The 24,689-nt window shown below is 60.3% G+C and carries 26 protein-coding genes; 9 read left to right on the top strand and 17 right to left on the bottom strand.

Features of this window, described 5'->3' with window-relative positions:
• Nucleotides 1-24: 24 nt before the first annotated feature.
• From KUV51_RS09560 to KUV51_RS09580, 5 genes are read right to left on the bottom strand one after another with little or no spacing between them, the layout of a single operon-like run.
• Nucleotides 25-201, bottom strand: coding sequence for a Trm112 family protein (locus KUV51_RS09560; RefSeq protein WP_222521412.1), 177 nt, complete (start codon nt 199-201; stop codon nt 25-27).
• Complete coding sequence (locus tag KUV51_RS09565; protein ID WP_222521413.1) at nt 198-839, bottom strand: LON peptidase substrate-binding domain-containing protein; 642 nt, start codon at nt 837-839, stop codon at nt 198-200. Before KUV51_RS09565 ends, KUV51_RS09560 begins: the two co-directional genes overlap by 4 nt.
• 27 nt (nt 840-866) lie before the next feature.
• Nucleotides 867-1,784, bottom strand: coding sequence for a thioredoxin (gene trxA / locus KUV51_RS09570; RefSeq protein ID WP_222521414.1), 918 nt, complete (start codon nt 1,782-1,784; stop codon nt 867-869).
• 44 nt (nt 1,785-1,828) lie between these two features.
• A complete protein-coding gene (locus KUV51_RS09575; RefSeq protein ID WP_222521415.1) occupies nt 1,829-2,305 on the bottom strand; it encodes a GNAT family N-acetyltransferase in 477 nt (158 codons plus the stop codon).
• Nucleotides 2,302-3,090 (bottom strand): exodeoxyribonuclease III, encoded by a 789-nt coding sequence (locus tag KUV51_RS09580; RefSeq protein ID WP_222521416.1) that lies wholly within the window; start codon nt 3,088-3,090, stop codon nt 2,302-2,304. Before KUV51_RS09580 ends, KUV51_RS09575 begins: the two co-directional genes overlap by 4 nt.
• 328 nt (nt 3,091-3,418) lie before the next feature.
• On the opposite strand from KUV51_RS09580, the gene KUV51_RS09585 reads away from it, so the two are divergent.
• The gene (locus KUV51_RS09585; RefSeq protein ID WP_222521417.1) at nt 3,419-4,360 is read left to right on the top strand and encodes a surface lipoprotein assembly modifier; all 942 of its coding nucleotides are present in this window, start codon (nt 3,419-3,421) and stop codon (nt 4,358-4,360) included.
• Nucleotides 4,361-4,370: 10 nt separating this feature from the next.
• Here the strand turns inward: KUV51_RS09585 and KUV51_RS09590 are convergent, their stop codons facing one another.
• The 4 genes from KUV51_RS09590 to KUV51_RS09605 all read right to left on the bottom strand — a co-directional run bounded on the left by KUV51_RS09590 (nt 4,371) and on the right by KUV51_RS09605 (nt 10,488).
• Nucleotides 4,371-6,233 carry a glycosyltransferase gene (locus KUV51_RS09590; RefSeq protein ID WP_222521418.1) on the bottom strand — a complete coding sequence of 621 codons (1,863 nt, stop codon included), beginning with the start codon at nt 6,231-6,233 and terminating at the stop codon, nt 4,371-4,373.
• Complete coding sequence (locus KUV51_RS09595) at nt 6,230-8,080, bottom strand: hypothetical protein (RefSeq protein ID WP_222521419.1); 1,851 nt, start codon at nt 8,078-8,080, stop codon at nt 6,230-6,232. Before KUV51_RS09595 ends, KUV51_RS09590 begins: the two co-directional genes overlap by 4 nt.
• 50 nt (nt 8,081-8,130) lie before the next feature.
• Complete coding sequence (locus KUV51_RS09600; RefSeq protein ID WP_222521932.1) at nt 8,131-9,351, bottom strand: NAD-dependent epimerase/dehydratase family protein; 1,221 nt, start codon at nt 9,349-9,351, stop codon at nt 8,131-8,133.
• Nucleotides 9,352-9,801: 450 nt separating this feature from the next.
• Nucleotides 9,802-10,488 (bottom strand): response regulator transcription factor, encoded by a 687-nt coding sequence (locus KUV51_RS09605; protein ID WP_222521420.1) that lies wholly within the window; start codon nt 10,486-10,488, stop codon nt 9,802-9,804.
• 162 nt (nt 10,489-10,650) lie between these two features.
• Between KUV51_RS09605 and ribA the strand changes: the two genes are divergently transcribed.
• The gene (gene ribA, locus KUV51_RS09610) at nt 10,651-11,739 is read left to right on the top strand and encodes a GTP cyclohydrolase II (RefSeq protein ID WP_222521421.1); all 1,089 of its coding nucleotides are present in this window, start codon (nt 10,651-10,653) and stop codon (nt 11,737-11,739) included.
• Nucleotides 11,736-12,233 carry a L,D-transpeptidase gene (locus KUV51_RS09615; RefSeq protein ID WP_222521422.1) on the top strand — a complete coding sequence of 166 codons (498 nt, stop codon included), beginning with the start codon at nt 11,736-11,738 and terminating at the stop codon, nt 12,231-12,233. Before ribA ends, KUV51_RS09615 begins: the two co-directional genes overlap by 4 nt.
• Before the next feature lie 65 nt (nt 12,234-12,298).
• Here KUV51_RS09615 and KUV51_RS09620 read toward each other — a convergent pair whose 3' ends face one another.
• Nucleotides 12,299-12,952, bottom strand: a complete 654-nt coding sequence (locus KUV51_RS09620; RefSeq protein WP_222521423.1) for a YggS family pyridoxal phosphate-dependent enzyme — start codon at nt 12,950-12,952, stop codon at nt 12,299-12,301.
• Nucleotides 12,953-13,075: 123 nt separating this feature from the next.
• Entirely contained in the window at nt 13,076-14,062 is a 987-nt protein-coding gene (locus KUV51_RS09625) for a porin (protein WP_222521424.1), read from the bottom strand.
• Between the two features lie 264 nt (nt 14,063-14,326).
• Between KUV51_RS09625 and KUV51_RS09630 the strand changes: the two genes are divergently transcribed.
• The 4 genes from KUV51_RS09630 (at nt 14,327) to holA (ending at nt 18,910) form a co-directional block, all read left to right on the top strand.
• A complete protein-coding gene (locus tag KUV51_RS09630) occupies nt 14,327-14,821 on the top strand; it encodes a DUF3576 domain-containing protein (RefSeq protein WP_222521425.1) in 495 nt (164 codons plus the stop codon).
• Nucleotides 14,822-14,900: 79 nt separating this feature from the next.
• Nucleotides 14,901-17,438 carry a leucine--tRNA ligase gene (leuS, locus tag KUV51_RS09635; protein ID WP_222521426.1) on the top strand — a complete coding sequence of 846 codons (2,538 nt, stop codon included), beginning with the start codon at nt 14,901-14,903 and terminating at the stop codon, nt 17,436-17,438.
• A gap of 6 nt (nt 17,439-17,444) precedes the next feature.
• Nucleotides 17,445-17,912 carry an LPS assembly lipoprotein LptE gene (gene lptE / locus KUV51_RS09640; protein WP_222521427.1) on the top strand — a complete coding sequence of 156 codons (468 nt, stop codon included), beginning with the start codon at nt 17,445-17,447 and terminating at the stop codon, nt 17,910-17,912.
• Entirely contained in the window at nt 17,909-18,910 is a 1,002-nt protein-coding gene (gene holA, locus KUV51_RS09645; protein WP_222521428.1) for a DNA polymerase III subunit delta, read from the top strand. The genes lptE and holA overlap by 4 nt, the downstream gene beginning before the upstream one ends.
• Nucleotides 18,911-19,007: 97 nt before the next feature.
• Here holA and KUV51_RS09650 read toward each other — a convergent pair whose 3' ends face one another.
• Nucleotides 19,008-19,451 carry a GFA family protein gene (locus tag KUV51_RS09650; protein ID WP_222521429.1) on the bottom strand — a complete coding sequence of 148 codons (444 nt, stop codon included), beginning with the start codon at nt 19,449-19,451 and terminating at the stop codon, nt 19,008-19,010.
• A 122-nt stretch (nt 19,452-19,573) separates the two neighbouring features.
• On the opposite strand from KUV51_RS09650, the gene KUV51_RS09655 reads away from it, so the two are divergent.
• Nucleotides 19,574-20,164: a glutathione S-transferase family protein gene (locus KUV51_RS09655; protein ID WP_222521430.1), complete on the top strand. Its 591-nt coding sequence runs from the start codon at nt 19,574-19,576 to the stop codon at nt 20,162-20,164.
• Here the strand turns inward: KUV51_RS09655 and KUV51_RS09660 are convergent.
• Nucleotides 20,161-21,333: a TIGR03862 family flavoprotein gene (locus KUV51_RS09660; protein ID WP_222521431.1), complete on the bottom strand. Its 1,173-nt coding sequence runs from the start codon at nt 21,331-21,333 to the stop codon at nt 20,161-20,163. The two genes, KUV51_RS09655 and KUV51_RS09660, sit on opposite strands and share 4 nt — an antisense overlap.
• Nucleotides 21,330-22,661 carry a mechanosensitive ion channel family protein gene (locus KUV51_RS09665; protein WP_222521432.1) on the bottom strand — a complete coding sequence of 444 codons (1,332 nt, stop codon included), beginning with the start codon at nt 22,659-22,661 and terminating at the stop codon, nt 21,330-21,332. Before KUV51_RS09665 ends, KUV51_RS09660 begins: the two co-directional genes overlap by 4 nt.
• A gap of 66 nt (nt 22,662-22,727) precedes the next feature.
• On the opposite strand from KUV51_RS09665, the gene KUV51_RS09670 reads away from it, so the two are divergent.
• Nucleotides 22,728-23,030, top strand: a complete 303-nt coding sequence (locus tag KUV51_RS09670; RefSeq protein WP_222521433.1) for an HNH endonuclease — start codon at nt 22,728-22,730, stop codon at nt 23,028-23,030.
• On the opposite strand, the gene KUV51_RS09675 is transcribed toward KUV51_RS09670, so the two are convergent.
• The 3 genes from KUV51_RS09675 to KUV51_RS09685 all read right to left on the bottom strand — a co-directional run bounded on the left by KUV51_RS09675 (nt 23,027) and on the right by KUV51_RS09685 (nt 24,621).
• Nucleotides 23,027-23,200, bottom strand: a complete 174-nt coding sequence (locus KUV51_RS09675; protein ID WP_222521434.1) for a hypothetical protein — start codon at nt 23,198-23,200, stop codon at nt 23,027-23,029. The two genes, KUV51_RS09670 and KUV51_RS09675, sit on opposite strands and share 4 nt — an antisense overlap.
• Nucleotides 23,201-23,266: 66 nt before the next feature.
• Nucleotides 23,267-23,872, bottom strand: coding sequence for an enoyl-CoA hydratase/isomerase family protein (locus KUV51_RS09680; RefSeq protein WP_222521435.1), 606 nt, complete (start codon nt 23,870-23,872; stop codon nt 23,267-23,269).
• Nucleotides 23,869-24,621 carry an SDR family oxidoreductase gene (locus tag KUV51_RS09685; protein WP_222521436.1) on the bottom strand — a complete coding sequence of 251 codons (753 nt, stop codon included), beginning with the start codon at nt 24,619-24,621 and terminating at the stop codon, nt 23,869-23,871. Before KUV51_RS09685 ends, KUV51_RS09680 begins: the two co-directional genes overlap by 4 nt.
• Nucleotides 24,622-24,689 lie beyond the last annotated feature (68 nt).

Consider the following 24,689-nt stretch of genomic DNA (forward strand, 5'->3'; position numbering starts at 1 on the left):
GAAGGTGTCCTCCGCCAAACACGATCAATCCAGCTTGCGCGCCTCGTCTTCCAGCATGACAGGAATACCGTTGCGAATGGGATAGGCGAGGTTCGCCGCTTCCGACACCAGCTCTTGCTTATCGGCATCGTAACGCAAAGTCGTCTGCGTCAGCGGGCAAATCAGCGCCTCAAGCACACGCCGATCAATCTCAATGCTCATTGCATCATCTCCCCTTCGCCACCGCGCAACGCAAACTCGATCAAGGTGATCAAGGTCTCGCGACGGGTACTCAGCGACGGGGCCTCAAGCAAGGCCTGTTTGTCCTCGGGATCAAAATCCAGCATCATCGACAACGAGTTGATCAGCAGCTCGTCGTCGGCGTCCTTCAACGTGTCCCAATCGGCTGACAGCGACTGCGCAGCAAAGTAGCGACCAAGCAAATCCAGAAACATCGGCCGATCGAAACTGGGGTCTTCTTCCGTGCGACCCTGGTCCCGGTCGAACCCGCTCCAGGATACCTCGCAGCGGCGGTACGGGGTGAACCCATCCACTTCGGTCTGAACGCGAAAGCGTGAAATGCCGGTAAGCGTGATCAGATAGCGATTGTCCTCGGTTTCGGAAAACTGCGTGACACGTCCGGCACACCCAATGGTATGCAGGCCATTGCCCTTGCGCCCCTCAACCTCGTTGGGCTGCACCATACCGATCAACCGACCGGGCGTTTTCAGCGCGTCATCCAGCATCTGCAGATAACGCGGCTCAAAAATGTGCAGAGGCAGGCGTGCGCGCGGCAAAAGCAACGCTCCCGGAAGCGGAAAAACCGGGATTACACCGGGAAGGTCAGCCACTTTGATCATGAGGGGTCAGCTAGCCCGCAAAGCGGTTCAGGCAAATATCATCGACGACAGTTTGCGCCGCCCGTTCAACACCACCGGATCGTTGGGTTTCAGCGCATCGAATATAGTAAAAAGCTGCTCTTTCGCAGCACCGTCATTCCACTCGCGATCCCGCCGAAAAATCTCCAGCAATTCGTTCACTGCACCTTCGGCATCACCGCTTGCATGCAGCGCCTGCGCCAGATCGAACCGGGCTTGCAAATTGCCCTCATCCGCCTCGACTGCTGCGCGCAGTTCAGCCACCGGACCGGCATCGGCAGCCTGTCGCGCCAATTGCAATTGCGCATGGGCCGCTTCCAGTTCAGCGCTGTCAGAAATCTCCGCCGGCGCGCCTTTCAGGATCGCCTCTGCCTGATCCAGGTCTTCCATGGCGATATGCGCACGGACAAGCCCGCCATACGCGCCTGCATGGTTTGGGTCTTCACCCAGGATCGCGGCAAAGGTCTGCGCCGCATCCACGGCAGCCCCTTCGGCCAGCATTTCTTCGGCGGCGGCGACAGCGTCGTTCAACGTGTCACCCGGTGCCTCGCCACCCGCAGCCTTGATGACGCGGTCAATGAATGCCGTGATTTCCGAGGCGGGCAAAGCACCTTGGAACCCATCCAATGGCTGCCCTTTGAAAAATGCGTAGACGGTCGGGATCGACTGGATCTGCAACTGGCCCGCGATCATCTGGGCCTCGTCGACGTTGACCTTGACCATTTTCACAGCGCCCTTTGCGGCCTTGACCGCATCCTCGAGCATCGGACCAAGTGTCTTGCAGGGGCCGCACCACGGTGCCCAAAAGTCAACGATAACGGGCACGGTCTGCGACGTTTCGATGACATCCTGCATGAACGTTGCTTCGGATCCGTCCTTGATCAGGTCGGCGTCGTCGGGTCCGGCGGACAGTCCCAAATCGATCATCTCGTCATTCCTTCGTCGGGCGTTTGTGAGCGGCAGATGGCGCTTTATATGGACCTCAATCCACCCGCTGCCAAGTCGGTAAGGTCAATCTGCATCAGCGGCAAGGTACGGCCTGCGATCGCCTCGGATGGCACACGCCCGACCTCGCGCGCGCCCATGCGCTGATAAAACCGAACGGCATCCGGGTCGGCTTCAATCTCCATCCGGGTCGCACCGGCCGCCCGGGCAGTTTCGATGGCCCATTGCACCAATGCCCGACCAACACCCTTGCCCATCCCTTCAGGCGCCACAAACAGCTTGTCCAATTCGGCTGTCTCGCCGTGAATGAGAAGCTTGCACAAGCCCTGCGGCCCGTCGGCATCATAAACAAAAAGCCGACCCGTTTCGACGTCGTGGTCAGAAAGCTGCAGCACGGCGCGCGCCGCAGCCATGAAGTTTTCGTCATAGCCCCAGTAGGCTTTGGACCGGTGCATCAGCCCGGTCAAAGCCTCTAGCTCATCAAGCCGCGCAGGACGGATCACAGGTCGAACGTTGCGAAAACCGGGGCGTGATCGCTTGGCTTCTCCCAACCGCGAGCGTCCCGCAGAATGCGGCTGGAATGCGCTGCATTCGAGATGTCCGGCGTTGCCCAAACGTGGTCAAGCCGGCGTCCCTTGTCGGCGGCGTCCCAATCCTTGGCCCTGTAGGACCACCAAGAGTAAAGCTGACCGTCCGGGATGTCAGCGCGCGTGACATCGACCCAATTTCCCGCATCCTGTGTTTCGGCGAGGTGCTCCACTTCGATAGGTGTGTGACTGACGACCTTCAGAAGCTGCTTGTGCGACCACACATCGTCTTCGCGCGGCGCGATGTTTAGGTCACCGACAAGGATGGATTTCTGCGGTTTGTCCCCATGGAACCAGTCGCGCATGTCGGTCAGGTAGTCGAGCTTCTGGCCGAACTTCACGTTCTTCTCACGATCCGGCACGTCACCCCCTGCGGGGACGTAGAAGTTGTGGACAATCACGCCGTTTTCGAGCTGTCCCGCGATATGACGCGCGTGGCCAAGGCCAGCGAAATCCTGGGCACTGGTTTCCACCATCGGAATTTTCGACAAGATCGCAACGCCGTTGTACCCCTTGTCTCCGCGCGCCACCATGTGGGTGTATCCCAGAGCTTCGAATCCTTCGCGCGGGATCTTGTCGACCGGGCTCTTGCACTCTTGCAGGCAAAGCACGTCGGGCGCTTCTTCCTGTAGCAGCTTCAGAACGATAGGTTCTCGCAAACGGACGGAATTGATGTTCCAAGTGGCAAGGGTGAAGGGCATGAGACGGCTCCGGAATTCAGGAATTGGCTACAGAGTAGACAGGTCACCCCGGTGCCTCCACCGATAAAATGACATTTTGCGCAGACAAGTACATCGACCAGAAGAGCACGCCCGCCCGGGGGCAACAGGGCAAGACAATACATGATGCCAAGACTTTGGGCACGTCTCCGCCTTAAGATCCGGCAAGGACTCTATATCTTCGGCAGCACTAACAAGACACCACAACATGCTGAAGCGATACAACCAGAGGTTCTCTTTCTTGGGTTACGGTCACCGCACCTGCGTGTTACGATTCCGGTGATTTTCAACACAGCGAATGATTGAACCAGTGACCAATCCTTTCACCCGTTTTCCAGCCTGTATCGCCCTGCCTCTCACGATGATCGGACAGTTTGCAGAGGCAGACCCATTTGAAGCACGCGACCCGTCCTGGGTGGCGCGCGGATATATCGACACCACGGATCGCATTGTCGATCAGGGCAACAGTTCCGTGGCAAGTGAACTGCTGTATGGGCCCATACTCGAATTGAATGGTCGATACGAATGGCGCAACGACCGGGGCGGTCGCATATTTGTTGATCCCCTGGCGGTCACAAGACTGTTTCCTGATGATTCCGACGTGAACGATCTGCGCGTCGGTCTGTTTGGCGAATACCGTTTCAGGCCGGACCAGTCCGAGAATACGGAGTTTCGTCTGCGCACCGGAGTGGAAAGAACCACCAGCTTCCCTGACGAGCGCTTCCGTCGCTACACCCTTCAAGGGGCAGTGAACGTCCGTCATGACAGACGGCAAACCAGCACATTTACCCTGCGCTATCGCTACCGTGACCAAAACGAGGAGGCCACGTTCGATGGCTTCGACCAAGACGAATACCTGGGCAGCTGGCGCCGCACCTGGCAACCCGAGGGCAGCGCGATCGAACTGATTGCCCTAACGCCCTACTTCGACATCCGCGACGCAGATGCACGGAAGTTCAGTTACGATGAAGTCGGTATCCGGCTGCAGGCGCGATATCGTGTGTCGGAAGACGTGACCCTGACCGGACGCGCCCGCATGTTCAAGCGCGACTACAAGGACAGTTTTTCAAACGCGTTTGATTTCGAACGTTCGGACGACCGGTTTGGCGTGGAACTGGAATGGCGCAAAACCTATCCTGCAGGGCGCGCACTTTTCGGCGCCATCGGCTGGGAAGAAAATCGATCCAACGTACCAGTGCGTGCTTTCAGCGGCGTGACAGTTCGCTTCGGATTCGAGATCACGTTGCTCTAGCAACGCGCAATCACGCCTCGCTTCTCCGAACCGGTTCGCCCTTTCGGCGTTTGATCGTTTGTGCCTTCGCATTCACGTCTGCGTACATCGATCCCGATGACATCTTGAGATTGATGGACAGGTTGGATTCGAGCGTGAAATACGAACGCAGCAAGCGGAAAACCACATATTCCGGCAGATACAGGAGCTGCACGAAATAACCGTTCACGATCAGGGCCAGCACAGAGATCAGCATCGGCGCGCCGAGAATGACGGCCAGGACGGCCTGCAACTGCAGCACATCCAATGTCTTGAACTCGCCGAAATACTCTATGAAACCGAACAGGATCAGTGGGATCATCATCGCCCGGCGCGCCGAATTGAGCAGCATGTAAGGCAGGATGATCTTGCCGCGAAAGCTGACTTCGGAACTGAAGACAACGGCACGACATCGCGCGGCAACGTGGTAGGTGGATCGGAACCAACGCATGCGCTGTTCGCGCATATGCGCATATGTTCGCGGTACTTCGGAAACAAAACGCACTTCGGGGTCCACAATCAGGCGATAGCCCAGCTCACCGATACGCAAGGACATCTCCGTGTCCTCGCCGTTCATGCCGCCAGCGAAACCGCCAAGCTGACGCGGCAGTTCTGTCCGATAGATGACGAACATGCCGGGCACTCCGACGATGCCGTTGATCGCGGCAAGACCCACCGAGTACATGCCATGTTTCACAATCGCCTCGACCTGGCGGGCGCGGTCAAACAAACCGCCGCCGGGTGACAATGGCAAACCGCCCAGGGCACCGACCTCATCGTTGAAGAAATAGGTCATGCCCCGCAGAAACGCTCTGGGCTGTATGATCGTATCCGCATCAATACGAACGAAAAAGTCGGTTTCAACCGCGCTGAGACCAAGGTTCAGAGCGTTGGCCTTGCCCGGTCGCGGCTCATGCAGGACCCGGACATCGGCATGTTCAAGTTCGGCCGACACCCGCCTGACAACTGCGACCGTGTCGTCCGTCGAAGCGTTGTCGACAAACAGCACCGTGACTTTGCCGTCATAGTTAGCCGCTGCTGCCTCAACACCGCGCAGCGTCTTTTCAATGATGTGCATTTCATTATGCGCCGGAATGACGACAGAAATATCGGGCGCAAAGGTTCGTATCCGGAACAGCGCCTGATCGACCAGACCACCAAGGAACAGGAAGGCAAAGAATGCCGGGAGGAACAGAAACACCCCGGGCCCGATCCCGCCCAACAACGAATTGCTGCGCAGCGCCTCAACCACGCCGAAGTCACGGTTCAGCACGAAAATCGCAAGCCAGGTGCAATAGACGGAGATGACGGCGACCCGCAAAAGCGTTTGACGGTTCTGAGTGGTGTCGATTGTCATCGGCACGGAGGCGGGCATGCGACCGCGCTCAAGCAGTTTTGCAGAAAACACCCCAAACCCCAGGATGCCGGAGAGGATCGCGACCGCCGTGAGCGGCAGGGTGTGATCAATCGTCAGGTCAAGCAGGATGGTCGTCAGGTCCAGGGCCAGGCAGAGCACAGCAAAGGACAGGCACAGATCCAATCCCATGAGCACCTTCTTGAAGGGGTTGGCATGGCAGAAGACGGAATAGGAAATGAAGAAACTGACGATGAAGATACGTACAGAGATAGAGTGCGCACCCTGAAAAGGGCCGATGATCAAATCCCCGCTGGGAAATGTTTGTCGAAGAATCGGAACCGTATTGACGGTGAACAGGAGCACGACACTGAGCACGCAAAACAGCCCGAGCAGCGCGGGACCGTACCAAAGCGGGACGGAATGCGACAGCCCCCGTGGCGTCGAATCGACCGACGCGAACTGGAAGTAAGGCTGTTTCTTTTCCTTGGGCCTGTTCATTCCGATATGTCAGGCAAGGTTGCTGTACTCCCCGTTGTGTCAGGCAACGTTTGCGTCCCGGTCGTCGCAGATGATTGGCTGGGAATGGGCGACGCATTGCCTTGCTCTGTTGCATCAATTTCAGACGGCTCGGCAGCGGGCTCCGCATCTGGCTGCGGGACTGTGTCGTCCTCTGACGTTGGATCCTGTTCCGGGTCAGCCGATGTCTCGGTTTCAAGGTCGTCCACTACGGGCATCGGTCGGGGTTTGATCGCAACAATGGCGGCAATCCTGGGCCCTTCGTTCAATTCGAAGTCCAGCAAAGAGATGTCAGTCAGTTCGGTCTGGCGGTAGGGCAACTCACCCCGATCATACAAACGGGGAGAAATCAGCCAGAATGTGTGGTCAGGCCAGGTCTGCTGAATTTCGGCAAAGCGGTTTTGCAGTTCGGACCGGGTGTTGACGAGCACATGGTCGTCCTGAGGTCCGGCAGCATCCCCTGTGATCCACTGAACGCGGTTTCCGAACGCCTCGGCCAAAAAGGGAACTGCAGTCGACGCCTCCGCCGCATTGAGCTGATCCGAAACCTCAAGATGCAGCGGGCCGTTCAACGCATTGATGAACTGACCGATGGTCCGGTCTTCGGCCGGGACACCGCCACGGAGCACGGTGCTTTGCTTGAGCTGGGCGGTGATCGGCGAACCCGTCGTACAGAACTCCTGGTTCTGTCGTTCCGAACTGATCAATCGGATCTCCAGGACATTGCTGAAGTCGTGCAGCCGCTCCGGCAGCTCTACTGTCCGGTTCAGGTCCAGAGATGCACCTTCGAACTTCTCGGCGAAGACGATTACATCGTTCAATGTGACGGTGAGCAACCATTCGGCTTCGGCCTGCAAGCCAATGGCACGCATGCCAAAGGCCAGTGCCGTGGGATACTCGGCATTGGGCGTCGTCCGCAGATCGTAAGCATACCTCCACGCCGTGTCGTACTCGAAATAGCGTGCTTCAGCGAGACTGCCTTCCAATGCAATAGGAAGAGGCCAGGCAACTTCATCCACCTCGCGGACGGCATTTTCCATCATGCGCGCAGCAGTGGAGAAATCATCGGGCGAAAAGCGAACGCCGGCAGGCACGACCTCGGCATCCGCAGGCACAAATACGGTGCGGATGTCTCGAAAGCTCTGGTCCACCGCAAAACTGATCAGGCTCTCGTATTCGATGTTCTCGGGGTTGTCCGGCCAAGAGATATGATAGGGATTGCCGGTTGCGCGCAGGCGATCATTCAGATCCAGCAACGGCCCCTCGGTCTCGAGCTCGATCCGGCTGGTGGGTTCGATACGGACGATCATGCCGCCATTCCAATCCCGTCGGCAGGACTGGTTGGCGAACGTACCGGAGGCGCCCAGCGTCACCAGCAACTGACTTTGGGTCAGATCGGAAGGCAGCAGGTTGATGCGGATGGTGTTTGCGTTCACCCCCTCGGACAAGACGATCTCGCCCCGTCGCTCACCGTTCACGTTGATCCGCATCCGCGCCACGGAGTCGGGTTGCAACTCTGCCCGTACATCCAGGATCAGTTCGCCGCTCACAACGGGCACTTCCTTGGGCATGTTAAACGAAGCAGAGGCGAAGCCTGGCGACCCGGTCAGGGCCGTCCAGGTATCACTTTCGCGCACGATAAAGGTGTGTTGCGTACCGTCAGCACTTTGTAGCTCTGTATCCGTGGGAAGCCGGGATACCAGATCGTGCTGAATACGCTGATTGCCGTCCCTCAGGCCAACGAAGCTTTGCACATCCGGTTGCATCAGGGCGAAGCGTGCAAGCGCCACCATCAAAATTGTAAAAAGCCCAAGGCCAAGAAGACGCATGATTTTACCTGTTTGCGGCTATCGGTACTGAAATTGGAAGAAACGATGGGTCAAGCGACGCCTTTCATCGGATCCGATCCAATCGTACCCGGCTGTTGTTCAGGTGTCCAAGTGGACCGGGCTGGAATTTGCGCGGGATCACACCGGTGCTGGTACTTCTTCGCGATGGAAACGCTCTCATGCAGCAATCCGTCTTCAAGGGTGATGGGCTTCAATCCGTCGTCAAGAAATGACTTGTTGGACACGCGCAAGTCATTCTCGGCTGCCTCCTTCCGCGGATTGCTGACCATTTCCACAGTGCTTCCGGTGATGCGGGCAACAATCTGGGCAAGATCGCGGACACGGTGCGTTTCGGTCATCTGGTTTCGAATGCACACTTTGTCGCCGCGTTCCGGCGGGTTCTCCAATGCCAGGGTAATGCAGTTGACGGTATCGGCGATATTGATGAAGGCACGGGTCTGCCCCCCTGTGCCATGCACCGTAAGAGGATGACCGATCGCAGCCTGCATCAGGAAGCGATTCAATACGGTTCCATAGTCACCATCATAGTCGAAGCGGTTGGACAGCCGCTCGTCCATCCGCGTTTCATCCGTTTGCGTACCCCAGACAATGCCTTGGTGCAGGTCCGTGATCCGTATGCCGTCATTTCTGGCATAGAACTGGAACATCAACTGATCCATGGACTTCGTCATGTGGTAGACGCTGCCAGGGTTGGTCGGATACAGGATGTCGCGGTCAAACAATCTGCCGTCATCGGCTTCGACCTTGATCGGAAGGTATCCTTCGGGGATTTCCAACCCATCCCCATCGTATCCGTACACCCCCATCGTGCCCAAATGGACGACATGCGTATCAATTCGCAGGGCAGCAATCGCGCAAAGAAGATTGTGCGTTCCGCGAATGTTGTTGCTGACCGTATATCGTTTTTCGGATGTGCCACGCATCGAATACGGCGCTGCACGCTGTTCGCCGAAGTGGATCACCGCGTCCGGCCACAAACGTTCGATACAGTCTTTCAAGGCGTCGTATTGCCTCGCAATATCAATGCGTTCAAAGGAAATGCGGCGTCCAGTCACCTGTTCCCAAGTGTCCAAACGGGTGTGTAAGTCCGCGATCGGTGTGAGACTGTCCGCTCCAAGCGCATCGGCAATTTTTCGCCGGGAGAAGTCATCCACGATGGTGACATCGTACCCCAGGCTCGAAAGCCGCAGGGCAGTTGGCCATCCACAAAATCCATCGCCGCCAATTACAAGTACGTTTTGTCCACGCATGTCGCGCCCCCAGTTGGATGAATGTTCTTGAAGTTTGATGCCTAAGCGTGTCAATTTCAACCTCAGGTAGAAAAATTATGCTAAGTTTTACAATTTGTTCCAAACACCTGGGTGCTTAAGCATCACTTTCGAGATTTAGGAATCTGCGCAAAATACACGCAGCATCGAACTCCAGACGCCACCGTCAGTCGATCGAAAAAAGTGTTAAGACACCGTAACATACCGTATCTCCCAAAGAAAGATGCTACCGGAGGCTGTATCCAAAAAACGCATCACCGCAGAAGATATGCGGCGTGGGTTTACTTGGTGGATAAAAAAACCCGGGCACAATGGCCCGGGCAAGTCCAACAGGGAGGTGCATGTATAGCCGCGAGGCGGCCCCGACATGCGCGGGCTTCGTACCGGTAACTTCAGCCATAGCGGAAAGTTCCGCCATGACCCAAGTCAATCTCAGGCCATGAGACGATATCCGCCGCTTTCGGTCACAAGAAGGCGCGCATTTGACGGATCCGGTTCAATTTTCTGACGCAGACGGTAGATATGTGTCTCCAACGTGTGTGTGGTAACACCGGCGTTGTAGCCCCAGACCTCATGCAGCAGCACGTCACGGGCCACCACACCCTCGGTCGAGCGATAGAGAAACTTCAGGATATTCGTCTCTTTTTCGGTCAGGCGGATTTTGCGATCATCTTCGGTCACCAGCATCTTCACGCTGGGTTTGAAAGTGTACGGCCCAAGGGTAAAAACCGCATCCTCGGACTGCTCGTGTTGGCGCAGCTGCGCTCGAATACGCGCCAGCAATACCGGAAACTTGAAAGGCTTGCTGACATAGTCATTGGCGCCCGCGTCCAAACCCAGGATCGTATCCGCATCGGTATCGTGGCCCGTCAGCATCAGGATAGGCGACTTGACCCCCTGCTTGCGCATGACACGGCACAATTCGCGACCGTCGGTATCCGGAAGGCCGACATCAAGAATGACGAGGTCATAAATCGCTTCCTTGGCCTTGACCAAAGCATCCTGACCATTGCCCGCTTCGAACACGTCGAAGTCCTCGGTCATGATCAACTGCTCGCTCAGCGCTTCGCGTAGATCCTCGTCATCATCAACCAGCAGGATTTTTTTCAGTTGTGCCATGGGCGTCGTCTCCGTTCCTGTTGGAGGATAGATGCGGTTTGAGGGTCGTTTCAGCAAGTTGTGGACCAAATGTTTCACGCCCATGTGTGGCAGACCGGGCAAATGTTTCAATTCCTACGCGATTTGCTTATGTCGGACGGTGCACGGAAGAGGATTTGTTACATGGGGCTCGGCCCGGATATCGTTGAGATGCTGGCGCGGGCGCGTGCTGATCTGCGAATGGGCGTGCCCATTGTGGTACTCGGAGAGGAGTCGATCCTTGCCGTTGCGGTCGAGGCGATGACGCCTGAGCGGCTTGCGGCCGTCCGCGCGCTTGGAACGCGGTTGGAATTGGCTTTGACCGGTTGGCGTGCGGAGACTTTGAAGGCGCGGGTGTATGATGGTGACATCGCGCGGATTGCCGTGCCGGAGGCTGCCGCATTGGGCTGGCTCCATTCCCTGGCCGATCCGGCGGACGATCTTGCCACCCCAATGAAGGGTCCACTGCAGTCTCTGCGCGATGGCAATGCGTCTGCGCATCGTGTCGTACTTCAACTCTGCAAAGCCGCGCGGATCTTGCCCGCCGCGCTGTGCGTACCCGCACCTGACGGATTGAAATTCGCAGTGTCCCACAACCTGACGGCAATCCCCCTTGCGCTGGCCGAGCCGCTGCTTGAGCAATCGAGCCTGCTGCACCCGGTTGTTCAGGCGCGTTTGCCAGTGGAAGCCTCCGAAGCGGGCCGACTGCATGTATTCCGTCCCGAAGATGGAGGAGAAGAGCACTACGCTTTCGAAATCGGACGTCCGGATCGCAGCAAACCGGTGCTTGCGCGCCTGCATTCCGCCTGTTTCACGGGCGATGTCATGGGCAGCCTGAAGTGCGATTGCGGCCCTCAATTGCGGGGCGCACTGGCGCAGATGGGTTCGGAAGGATCGGGCGTACTTCTCTATATGAACCAGGAAGGGCGAGGCATCGGCCTGGCGAACAAAATGCGAGCCTATGCCCTGCAGGACCAGGGTTTTGATACCGTGGACGCGAACCACAGGCTAGGTTTTGAGGATGATGAGCGTGATTTCCGACTGGGGTCCGACATTCTGAAATCCATGGGCTTTGGTGCCGTGCGCCTGCTGACCAACAACCCGGCCAAGGTCGCGATGATGGAAGCCAGCGGCGTCGCTGTCACGGAACGTGTGCCTTTGAAAGTGGGCGAGACCCGCTTCAACCGGGACTATCTGGCAACCAAGGCCGCGAAATCGGGGCATCTGCTTTGACCACTCTGGATATGGTGGTGACGCCGAGCGGGCTGCGCTTTGGCGGGCGGGTCTTTCCCTGCACGGTTGGCAGGGGCGGCATCAGCCGGAAAAAACGGGAGGGGGATGGGGCGACGCCCTGGGGCACGCATCGGATCGTTGGTATGCTTTACCGGCCCGACCGTATGGCACCCCCCGCAGATTGGGCCGTTCCCATCCGGCCGGGGGATCTGTGGTCCGATGATGGCGAGGATGAGGACTACAACCATATGGTCCGCGCACCCTACGGGGGCAGCCATGAGGTTTTGCGGCGGGCGGATCCGCTTTATGATCTGGTGATCCTGACGGACTGGAACTGGCCCTATGCCGTGCCGGGGCGCGGGTCGGCCATTTTTGTCCATCGCTGGCGCAGGCCGGGGTATCCGACCGAAGGGTGCATCGGGTTGCGGCCTGACCATTTGAAATGGATTGCGCGGCGGATCCGGTTTGAGACGCGGTTGATCGTGGGCGGGTGACCCACGCTGGGACATGCAGCCACCCCAGACTTATCAACGGCTTACAGAGGCGCTTTCAGAAAGCGTTAACCTTTCACGCGCGCGCCGAAGATGGCGGAGCCGACACGGACATGGGTGGCGCCCAGCGCGATGGCGCTTTCGAAGTCGCCGCTCATGCCCATGGACAGACCCGCCAGACCATTGCGTTCGGCGATCTTGGCGAGCAGGGCGAAATGCAATGACGGCTCTTCATCCACAGGCGGAATGCACATGAGACCCTGGACCGGCAGGTCGAGGCTGCGGCACTCGGCCACGAAGGCGTCCGCGTCTGCCGGCAGCACACCCGCCTTCTGCGGCTCCTCGCCGGTGTTGACCTGTAGAAAAATGTCGGGGCACTGCCCGATCTCTTGTGCGAGGCGGGCGATGGATTTGGCCAGTTTGGGCCGATCTACGGAATGGATCGCCTGAAAGAGCTGCATGGCCTGCCGCACCTTGTTGCTTTGCAGGGGTCCGATCAGATGCACCTCTACGTCGCCGTATTGATCGCGCAACCCGGGCCATTTGCCTTCGGCTTCCTGAACGCGGTTTTCACCAAAAAGACGGTGCCCTTCGTCCAGCACGGCAGTGACACGGTCCAATGGTTGCACCTTGCTGACCGCGATCAGCTTGACGTCTCGCGGATCGCGACCTGCTTTGGCGCAGGCGGCTTCGATCTTGGCAGTGATTTCGGACAGGGACATAGCGCACCTATTGCGACGGGATCACCGTGCAGAAAGCATGGCCTGCACCGAATTGCAAAGGGGCGGGAAACGAAAAGGGGCAGACCAAAGGCCTGCCCCAAATCGTTGGTATGCGATCAACTATTAGAAGTTGAAGATCACACCCAGGTCGGCAATGGTGTTGCCGGAAGTGTTTTGGCCAACACCACCGCGCAGCGACACGCCGCCGCCCAGCGAGTGACGGAAGCCGATTGCGACGACTTCGTCTTCTGCGTCCAGACCGGAGTCGGAGAACGCGAAGCGAATTTCAGTCGCAGCGCCAACGTCGTACTTGGCGGACAGACCATACATGGTCTCGTCGTTGATGTCGGAGTCGCCAACCAGGATCGAGAAGGCAAACGCGCCGATCTCACCACCGAACGAGATGACCCAGAAGTCGTTGTCCAGAGCAGCAACGCCAGCACCGTTCACGTCGGTGTCTTCGTTACCGAACGCAACACCGGCGGAGTAGTTGCCGAAGTTGTAGCCGAAACCAATCTGGTACTCGGAGCGGTTGACCGTGTCACCAACGGCGATGCCGGTGGATGCTTCGGTTGCAACAGCAGCGGAGTCGTCGGTGATCGACGCAGCAACGGTGAAATCACCTGCTGTGTAGCGCAGCTTGACAGTCGGAGCGACGTCGTCTGTGCCCGTGCCGAAGCCGGAAGCAGGAACGTTGTTGAACGCCGACGATTGTTCAGCAAACGATGTCAGACCAACGCCGTAGCCGTAGTAGTCAACCACGTCACCCGAGTCGATCACGTCGGAGACGTGACCCACGTCCAGACGGAAGCCACCGGTCGAAACCGCGAAGCCCGCTGCGGAGTTGTTAGCAACGTTGGATGCGCCGCTCGACTGGTCGTCTGTTTGGAAACGGATACGACCTTCGAACTCCAGACCGTTGTCGGAAGTCGCGGTGCCAGTTGCGGTCAGACGGAAGCGCTGTTCGATGCGCAGTTCGTCGGTTGTCGCGGAGTCGTTGCCTTCATCGTAGAAGAGGCCGAAACGGCCAAAGCCGCCAAACGTCACTTCCGCAGCTGCCATGCCGGTCGTGGCGATGAGCGCGGTTGTAGCGAAGAGAACTTTTTTCATGAGTTTTCCCTCGGTTTTCAGTCACACGCCCTAACCGGGGAATCCGGCGAGGGGATGGATGCTGTCTCAACCATTTGCCGCGCCACCTCAAGCAACGCATCGCACCCTGCCCCCAATTACGGCAATGTTGGTGCAGCTTTGCCACAGTGCTGCCCCAGCGCAACGTGACGGTTTCGCGCGTGACGCCAGCGTGCACCGGCCCGCCTTGCGAGCCTAGGGCAACTTGTCTATCACGGTGCGAAAGAACTGGGATTGGGACATCCAATGCGCAAAACGCGAGTAGTCGGCCGAGTGGCGGCCCTGTCTTTGGCCGTGTTTCTGGCCGCCTGTGGGGGCCGGATTGGCGTCACCGACCCCGATTCCGAACGTATTGTTGGCGACGGTGACAGCGCGCGCGAACGGGATATTCGCACCGGCACGACGCTGGGCGAAGCCTTGCGTGCACGGCGCAATCAGGAATCTATTGTACGGGTCAACAAATATATCTGGTCCGCGTCGCTTCAGGTTCTTGATTTCCTGCCGATTCAGTCGGTCGATCCGTTTACGGGCGTGATCGTGACAGGTTACGGCACGCCCCCCGGTGGCGGTCGTGCGTATCGTGCGACGGTGTTGATTGGTGATCCCGCGTTGGACGCGCGGTCATTGAATGTCGCCTTGCAGACCCGCAGCGGTCCAGCCAGCACCGCAACCGTGCGCGCGATCGAGGATGCGATCTTGACCCGCGCACGTCAGCTACGGGTGGCCGACAACCGGCTATAGGCCCTTTTCGCGCATCACTTTCCACTCTATCACACGCGCCGGGCCCTTCGCCCGGCGTTTGCACATTCAGGACCAGACCATGGCAACCTATACCCCATCCGAGATCGAAGCCCGCTGGCAGGCCGCCTGGGAGCAGGCGGACGTGTTCAAGGCCAAGCGCAGCGCCGACAAGCCCAAGTATTACGTGCTTGAGATGTTCCCGTACCCGTCGGGCCGCATCCATATGGGCCACGTGCGCAACTACACGATGGGCGACGTGATCGCCCGCTACAAGATGTCGACCGGCCACAACGTGCTGCACCCCATGGGCTGGGACGCCTTTGGGATGCCGGCCGAGAATGCGGCCATGGCCATTGGCGGGCATCCGAAGACCTGGACCTATGAAAACATCGCCGACATGCGTGGGCAGATGAAGCCCCTTGGCCTGTCCATCGACTGGAGTCGGGAGTTCGCGACCTGCGATCCCGAGTATTACGGTCAGCAGCAGGCGCTGTTCCTCGACATGCTTGAGGCCGGACTTGTGTACCGCAAGAACGCGCAGGTGAACTGGGATCCGGTCGACATGACCGTGCTTGCCAATGAGCAGGTCATCGACGGCAAGGGCTGGCGGTCGGGCGCAGAGGTGGAACGGCGTGAGTTGACGCAGTGGTTCTTCAAGATTTCCGACATGGCCGGGGAGTTGAAGGATGCGCTGAGCGGCCTCGACAACTGGCCTGCCAAGGTCCGGTTGATGCAGGAGAACTGGATCGGTGAGAGCCGCGGGATCGAGATCACCTTTCACCGTACGGATGGGAACGGCGCGATCCAGTGCTATTCGACCCGTCCCGACACGATGCGCGGTGCATCCTTTATTGCCGTGGCTCCCGACCATCCGGTGGCGAAGGCGCTTGAGGCGGACAACCCGGACTTGGCGGCCTTTATCGATGAGTGCCGCAAGATGGACACCACTGAGGCGGCCATGGAGAAGGCCGAGAAGAAGGGTGTTGATACGGGCATTCGCGTCAAGCACCCGGTCTATGCCGACCGTGAATTGCCCGTATGGATCGGCAATTTCGTGTTGATGGATTATGGGACGGGCGCTGTCTTTGGCTGCCCGGCCCATGACCAGCGCGATCTGGATTTTGCGCGGAAGTACGATTTGCCGGTGCAGAATGCGTTTCGTATGCCGGGTAATGAAACCGATGTCGAGAACGAGGCGCTTATCCCGGCCAAGACGGAGCCGGTTGTCTATATCGACCACTTCGCGGGCATCGTGAACGCGACGAGCGAGGACGGCATCAACGCCACCCTCGACTATTTCGAGGCGCATGGGCTGGGCAAAGGGCAAACGCAGTACCGCCTGCGCGACTGGGGTCTCAGCCGCCAGCGCTATTGGGGTTGCCCGATCCCTGTCGTCCATTGCGATGCGTGCGGCGTGGTGCCGGAGAAGAAGGAAAACCTGCCTGTCGAGCTGCCCGACGATGTGACCTTTGACATCCCCGGCAACCCGCTTGACCGCCACCCGACCTGGCGCGATGTGCCCTGCCCTGCTTGCGGCAAACCCGCCAAGCGCGAAACGGACACGATGGACACCTTTGTCGATTCGTCCTGGTACTTTGCGCGCTTCACGGCGCCTCATGCTCCGACGCCAACCGATCTCGACGACGCGGCCTACTGGATGAATGTCGACCAGTACATCGGCGGCATCGAGCACGCGATCCTGCACCTGCTCTATTCCCGTTTCTTTGCACGGGCGATGCGGATCACTGGGCATTTGCCGCAGGGATGCGAAGAGCCATTCAACGCGCTCTTTACCCAAGGGATGGTCACGCATGAGATCTACCAGACCCGCGACGCCAAGGGGCGCCCGGTCTATCACCTGCCCGAAGAGGTCACAGGCGGCAAACTGGCGGACGGAACCGAGGTGGAAATCATCCCCTCGGCCAAGATGTCGAAGTCCAAGAAGAACGTGGTGGACCCGGCGAGCATCATCGCCAGCTACGGCGCGGACACCGCGCGCTGGTTCGTGCTGAGCGACTCGCCGCCCGAGCGGGATGTGGAATGGACGGCCTCGGGCGCTGAAGCGGCCTACAAACACCTCGCCCGCGTCTGGAACCTCTGCGATCGGATCGGGGAGATGGACAAGGAAGCGCCGGGCACGGGCGACGATGACTTGCTGCGCGCCATGCACAAGACCATCCACGACGTGACCATGGGCGTGGAATCCTTCGGCTTCAACGCCGCCATCGCCAAGCTCTATGGCTTCACGGCGACCTTGCAGAAGTCCAAGGCCAGCTATGCCGCCCAACGGCAAGCGGTCATGACGCTTGCGCAGCTCATGGCACCCATGACGCCACACCTGGCCGAAGACATCTGGGCGCATCAGGGCGGCGAAGGGTTGATCATCCATGCGCCTTGGCCCATCGCGGACGCGGCCATGCTCGTCTCCGACACCGTCACCCTGCCGATCCAGATCAACGGCAAGCGGCGTGGTGAAATCACCGTCGCTGCTGACATGGACAAGGCCGAGGTTGAAAAACAAGCGCTGGCAACCGAAGCTGTGCAAAAGGCGCTGGATGGCGGCACCCCCAAAAAGGTGATCGTGGTCCCGGGCCGTATCGTCAACGTGGTGGTCTGATCCGACATGCGCCTGCTTGCTGCCCTCGCCTTTGCCCTGACCGTCGCCGCCTGCGGTTTTGAACCGGTCTATGGACCCGGCGGTACGGGCACCAAGCTGCAAAACCAGGTGCAGGTGGACCCGCCACGGGACCGCGAAGGCTTCCTGCTGGTCCGGCAACTGGAAGAGCGGCTGGGGCGCGCGGCCAATCCCGCCTACAAGCTCGCCATCGACCTGTCCGTGGGTGAAGAGGCGCGCGCCATCGACCCCGATGGCGACATCCGCCGCTACCATATGATCGGCTCCGCCGCCTTTGCCCTGTCGGACGCCACAACCGGAGAGGTTATCCTCTCCGACCTTGTGGATAACTTCGTGGGTTATTCTGCGACGGGTACAACCGTTGCGACATTGTCGGCCCAGCGCGACGCGACGGAGCGGCTGATGACCATCCTTGCGGACGAAATTGTGCTGCAATTGCAAACATCTGACCTATGAAGTTGAACACGGGCCAGGCGACCGCGTATTTCGCCAAACCGGACCCGGATGCGGCGGGGCTGTTGATATACGGCGCGGACGGGATGCGGATCGCCCTGAAGCGGCAACAGGTGGTGGCCGCACTGATCGGCCCGCAGGGTGAGGAAGAAATGCGCCTGACCCGCATCGGCGCGGGCGATCTGCGCAAGGAACCCGCCCTGCTTCTTGACGCGGTCAAGGCCATCGGCTTCTTTCCTGGTCCCCGCGTCGCGCTGGTCGAGGATGCCAACGAAAATGTCGGCCCGGTCATCACCGACGCGCTGTCGGACTGGGCGCCGGGCGACGCGCAGATCGTGGTCACGGCGGGCGCGCTCAAACCGACGTCAAAACTGCGCAAGGCGTTCGAGGCACATACCAAGGCCTATGCCGCAGGCATCTACGACAACCCGCCAACACGGGACGAGATTGAGCGCGACCTGATGGCTGCAGGCATCACCAACCCACCGCAGGAAGCGATGCACCTGCTCATGGACCTTGCCCGGCAACTCGAACCCGGTGATTTCCGCCAAACGCTTGAAAAGGTCGGGCTCTACAAACTGAACGACCCGGAACCGCTGAGCGCCGAAGACATTGCCGCCTGCGCGCCCGCGTCGATCGAGGCCGATGTGGACGACGTGTTGCTGGTGGTCGGCGACGGCAATGCCGCGGCCATCGGCCCGGTGATGCAACGCCTGCAAGCGCAGGGCGTGAACGCAGTGGCACTGTGCATCGGGGCGATGCGCCACTTCCGCAGCTTGCACCGGGCCGCAAGCGATACATCAGGCCGCCCGCAAATCTGGGGCCCCAACCGAGATAAGATGCTGGCGCAGGCCCGCAGCTGGGGCGCACCGAAACTGGAAATGGCGCTGACCGAACTGACGGACACCGACCTGCAACTCCGCTCAGCCGGTCAAAACGCCCCGGCCCTCGCCCTCGTCGAGCGCTGCTTCATCCGGCTCGCCATGCTCGCGCGCAGATAGTCCCTTCTTCTGGCTGGAAATACTTTCGGGGGAGCTCGAGGGGGCAGACAGCCCCCTCGTCAGCAAAAACAAATCGCGTCGCGCAGCGGCCTTTGGATCACGCCTGCTCCGGAGGCGGTGCGGCAAACATCGCTTCCACCTCGGCCTGTGTCATCACGTGCCGCCCCTCGCCAGCAAAGGCGTAAGCGTCGGGCTTTCGGTCGATATAGATCTCGCCTGTGAATGCGATGCCGGACGGGTCATCGAAACTGCCCATGCCCACATGCATCTGGCCATTCAGCGGCCCCGGCGCGGTGATGCGGTAGAACAGGGACGACCCGCAGGTCTTGCAAAACACCCGCTCGGCCCAGGGGGATGAGGTGTAGATTGACAGGTTCTCCTCGCCCTCGATCTCCATGCCGCCCTTGGGCACCTGGATCCCCATGAACACGCCGCCCGACCATTTGCGACACATGCCGCAGTGGCAGGCGCCGGTTTCGGTGACGGGATGGGTAACGGTGAACTTGACCGCGCCGCAGACGCAGGACCCTGTTTGTGCCATTGAAATCTCCTTGGGCATGAATGTTGCGGATACTCTAGCAGGACGTTGCGACAATTTCTGACAGCAGGGTTGTGGCTCTGCCCCGGCCCTGCAATCGTGCGCATCAAAGGGAGGGTCTGTCCATGTATCGCGTCATCGGAACCGTCAAAAGCCGCGCTTTCCGTGTGCTGTGGATGCTGGAAGAGTTGGGCCAGACGTACGAGTTGGTCGAGGCAGGTCCACGTTCGGATGTGGCGCGCGAATTCAACCCGCTGGGCAAGATCCCGGCGCTGGTGGATGGCGATGCGGTGTTGACCGACAGCGTCGCCATCATGACGTATCTCGCCGACAAACATGGCGGTCTGACCGCCGCCGCAGGCACGCCGGAGCGCGCCCGGCAGGACGCCATGACCCTGTGGCTTGTCGACGAGATGGACGCGCTTTTGTGGGCCGCCAGCAAGCACGCCTTTGTCCTGCCGGAAAAGCTGCGGGTGCCGGGTGTGGTGCCGACGCTGCACAAGGAGTTTGCGCGGAATGCAGACGCCTTGGCCGGCATGTTGGAGGACTCCGGTGACTTTTTGATGGGCGACAAGATCACGTTGCCCGATCTCTTGGCCGTGCATTGCCTCGGCTGGGCGTTCGGCGCGCAGTTTCCAGCCCTGCCCGAGCCGATCAAGGCCTACAGCAAGCGGTTGCGCGCCCGCCCGGCCTTTCGTGCGGCGGCTGCCGCTTAGGTTTTCAGGTAGCGTACCACGCCCTGCCCTGCCCAGCGTCCGGTGGCGAGGCAGGCTGTGAGCAGGTAGCCGCCCGTCGGTGCCTCCCAATCCAGCATTTCGCCTGCGCAGAACACGCCGGGTTTCGCGCGCAGCATCAGCGCGTCGTCCAATGCCTCGGCGGGTACGCCACCTGCGGTCGAGATTGCTTCGTCCATGGGGCGCAGGCCCTGATGCGCCACGCGTAGTTTCTTGAGCCGCCGTGCGATGCGGAGCGTATCATCCGGCCAGGGGCGGCCCCATTCCTGTGCCAGCGCGATTTTCAGGGGTGTGAGTTTCAGCGTCTTGCGCAGATGGTTTGCAAAACTCGCCTTGCCCCGTGGGCGGGCGAGCCTTTCTGCGACCTCGTCAACGCTGAGGTCGGGCAGCAGGTCGATGTAGAGGTCGTGCCCCTCGCGGACGCCGCGTGAGACGGAGTAGATGCCGCCTCCCTCGAGCCCGCGTTTCGAGGCCACGGCTTCGCCCCGCGAGCGGTAGGGGCCTGCGCGCCAGGCGACGCCCTTGATCGGGTGGCCCATGTGTTTGTCCATGTGCGGGGACCACGGCACGGAGATGGCGGCGTTGGAGGCGGCGAAGGGGGCGGTGTCGAGGCCGATCCAGTCGGTCCAAGCGCCGTCTGAGCCGAGCCTTGCCCAGCTTGCGCCGCCGCAGGCGAGAAGCGTTGCGTCTGCATCCACAGTCACGGGTGTGCCGTCGAGGTCGGTGATGCGGGGCGCACCATCTTCCCAGCCGGTCCAGCGGTGGCGGGTGCGGATGGTGACGCCCAAGCCGTCAAGCCGCGCGAGCCATGCGCGCAGGAGGGGGGAGGCTTTCATGGCCCTTGGAAAGACGCGGCCGGTGGAGCCTGTGAACATCTCTTGCCCCAACCCTTCGGCCCATGCCACGATTGCGTCGGCGTCCCAGGCGTGCAGGGCGGGGGCGAGCCAGGGGGCGGCTTCGGTGTAGTGGGGCAGCATCGTTGCCACGTCTTCGGACTTGGTCAGGTTGAGGCCGGATTTGCCTGCCATCAGGAACTTGCGGGCGACGGTTGGTTTCGCCTCGTAAACCGTGACCGACAGACCGGCCTCTGCCATCACCTCTGCCGCCGCCAAACCGGCGGGGCCGCCGCCGATGACGGCGACGCGGGTCACTCGGACACCGTCCGCAACTCGCCCTTCATCTCGACCACGCGGTGCGGATAGGGGATTTCGATGTCGTGCTCTTTCAGCGCGTTCCAGATCGCGAAGAGGACATGGCTTTTGTACTTGTTCTTGCCGTCATCGATGCCGTTCACCCAGTATTCCACGGCAAAGTCGATGCCGCTGTCGCCGAAACCAACCAACTCACAATCCGGCCCCTCGGGCACTTGGAGGACAAAGTCTAGCTTGGACACGGCTGCATTGATGATGTCCGGCACCGTGTTGATGTCGGTGTTGTAGCTGACAGAAAACGGCGCTTCGTAGCGGTTGGCAGAGCCGCTGTCGGAATAGTTCACGACGCGGGTGGTGATGAAATCCTCGTTCGGGACGACGATCCAGCGGCCATCATAGGTTTCGAGGATCGCGGCGCGGGCGGTCATCTTGACGATTGTGCCCGCCTCACCCCCGTCGAGCTCAACATAGTCACCAACCGTCGCCTGCCCTTCGACCAGAAGGATCACACCGGAAATGAAGTTCGACGCGATCTTTTGCAGGCCGAAGCCGAGGCCGACACCGATGGCACCACCCAGCACCGCAAGGGCCGACAGGTTGATGCCCATGATGTTCATCAGCACCAGGAACGCGACGCCAAAGATCAGGAACTCGACCGATTTTGCCACCAGTTGCCGGAGGGAGGGGCGCATCTCCTCCTGCTTCTGAATGAAGGTCGTGGACTGGCTGTTCGACCACTGGCCCAGCCAGAAGATCACGCCGCCGACGGCCACGAATTGCAAAAGCCACAGCAGGTTGAAAGACAGGTTGCCCAGCGGCACGACCGTCTCTTCCAGCCGGGTTGCGACCGGCCCCAGCAAATTCAGCGCATAAAGCGCGGCGATGGGCACAAGAACGTAGCGGCCCAGCAGCTTGAGGAACGGGTCGGAGATGATGTCGCGCACCAGCGCGCGGACGGCGAGGAACAGGAAGACGCGCTTGCCAAAGGCGATCACTGCGCCGCTGTCAAAGATCGAGCGCACGACACCTTCGCCAATGCCCGTCAGGACGTAGGCCATCAGCGGCAAGAGCAGCGGCAGGAATTGCGCGACAAAACGGCGTGACGTCGCAATGACATTGTCGCTGTCACCGGGATCCAAGAGACGCGCCAGCATCGGGCGCAGACGCCGCGTGATGACCACGGCAGCGAGGTAGGCCACGATCAGCAGAGCGAATTGCGACCACGCTGCCGGGCTGAGCAGCCACGTCAGCGCCAGTTCCCACCCTTGCAGGGCATAAGCTGCAATCGTCTGCACAATCTCGGGCTGACTTTCGAGATCAAACTCCACCGGCGCACCTCTTGCCTCGTCCTCACACCGCGCCAATTGTCACGGACGATACCGTTTGCGCAAGGAATGACGCCCCTGTCCGATCCGATCTGTCCCTTATGTGGCCGTCCCATCCCACCTGATGCGCCACAAAGCCTGCACCACCTGATCCCTAAGCTAAAAGGGGGCAAGGGCGGTCCGGTCGTGCTGCTGCACCACATCTGTCATAGGGAAATCCACGCGACACTGACCGAGGCAGAGCTTGCCCGTGACTACAACACGCCCGAGGCGCTGCGTGCGCATCCGAGATTGGCGAAATTCTATGCGTGGGTGTCCAAGCGACCGCCCGGCTTTGCATCGAAAGTGCCGGGAGCGCGTCGCAAACGCTAACGTTTGCTCGATGCGGGCTCTTGCGCGTGCTTTTCCTCGATCTGCACGCAGACCCTGTTCAGCACGTCCGCCACCAGCAATTGCACACGATCCGACGTCGTCAGGTCCCGCTCTGTATTTGAGGGGTGTGGATCGCGTTTGGCGCGCTCTATGCGGTTGTCACGGGCCATCGACTCAACCCTACATCGTGTAACGTTAAGTTGACAACCTCTGTGTTGAAATATCTGACACTCGCCCTAGCACATCGCCTTGATCGCCCGCGCCGTTTCGGGTGTGGCCGCTGCAATATCCGTGCACAGCGCCCGCGCGCGTTCGGTCACGTCGTCACCCTCGACCAGTTCATCAACGAGGCCGAAAGCCAGCGCTTGGTCTGCGGTGATCTTTTGCCCTGCCAGAAAGATCATCTTGGTCCGTGCCGGTCCGATCAGGGCCGCCATCCGCACAGGATCGCTAGGTTGCGGCAGGTAGCCGAGTTTCATCACCGGATAGAAGAACTTGGCCGAGGGCACGGCGATCCGCAGGTCGCAGGCCAGCACCATGCCGGTTGCGCCCCCCGCGACGGTGCCGTTCAGCGCGGCAATGGTCAGGCCCGGCAGGTCGGCGATGGCGCCGGACAATTCCTCCCATAGCGGCGAGGTGGCAAGACCCGCGCGCGCGGCATCAAGGTCGGCCCCGGCGCTGAACACCTTGCCAGTGCCCGTCAGGATCAGGGCCGCTGCGTCTTGGGCATCGCGCACGGTGTCACGCAGGTCGGTCAGCATCTGTTCGGTCAGCGCGCCCGCCTTGTCCGGGCGGTTGATGGTGAGCGTCCAGATCGGGCCGGTGCGGTCGATGTCGATCATGTGAGGCCCACCTGTTTGCGAATGTCCGGATCGCGCAGGGATATTTCCTGTCCGATCCAGTTGTTGGCGTCTGGCGAGCACATCCACAAGAGCGCCTTGGCCGGCCAGTCCGCCGGGATGTGGTCGGACCAGTCGAGCTGGCTGACGGGGTTGATGCCGCTTGCCTTGATCTCGCGCTGCATCTGGGTGGCGACGGTGCCCGGTGACAGGCCCATTGCGCGGATGCCCGCGGGGCCGTTTTCCTTGTCCACGCAACGGGTGAGCATGGCCGCGCCCGCCTTGGAGGCGCAGTAGTGCGACCATGCTTCGACCGGGCCGTGGGCGGCACCGGAACTGATGGTCAGGATGGTGCCGGTGCCTGCCTTGAGCATCACCGGAAGAGCCGCGCGCATCCCGTAGAACACGCCCTTGAGGTTGATGTCGATGACGTGGCCCCAGTCGTCGGGGTCTGCCTCTGCCAGATGCGAGATGGGTTCGATGGCGCCCGCGTTGCCGATCAGGACGTCGAGGGTGCCGAACCGGTCCACGGTTTGTGTTACCGCATCGTTGACGGCGGCAAAGTCGCTGACATCGCAGGGCAGCGCGATGGCTTGCGGGCCGATTTCATCCGCGAGCGCACCGATGGCGTCAGCCCCCCGTGCCACGAGCGCGACATTGGCCCCGGCCTGCGCAAAGACGCGCGCCGTGTCGGCCCCGATGCCCCGGCTGGCCCCGGTGATCAGCACCGTTTTTTCGCTCATATCGTGCATTGCACCCTCCGCAGTGACGTGTTGGCCTTGTGGTACGGCGATGCGGCGCATAGGTCCAGCCTGTGGCC

The organism is Tateyamaria omphalii (genome assembly GCF_019802125.1).
GTDB lineage: Bacteria > Pseudomonadota > Alphaproteobacteria > Rhodobacterales > Rhodobacteraceae > Tateyamaria > Tateyamaria omphalii_B.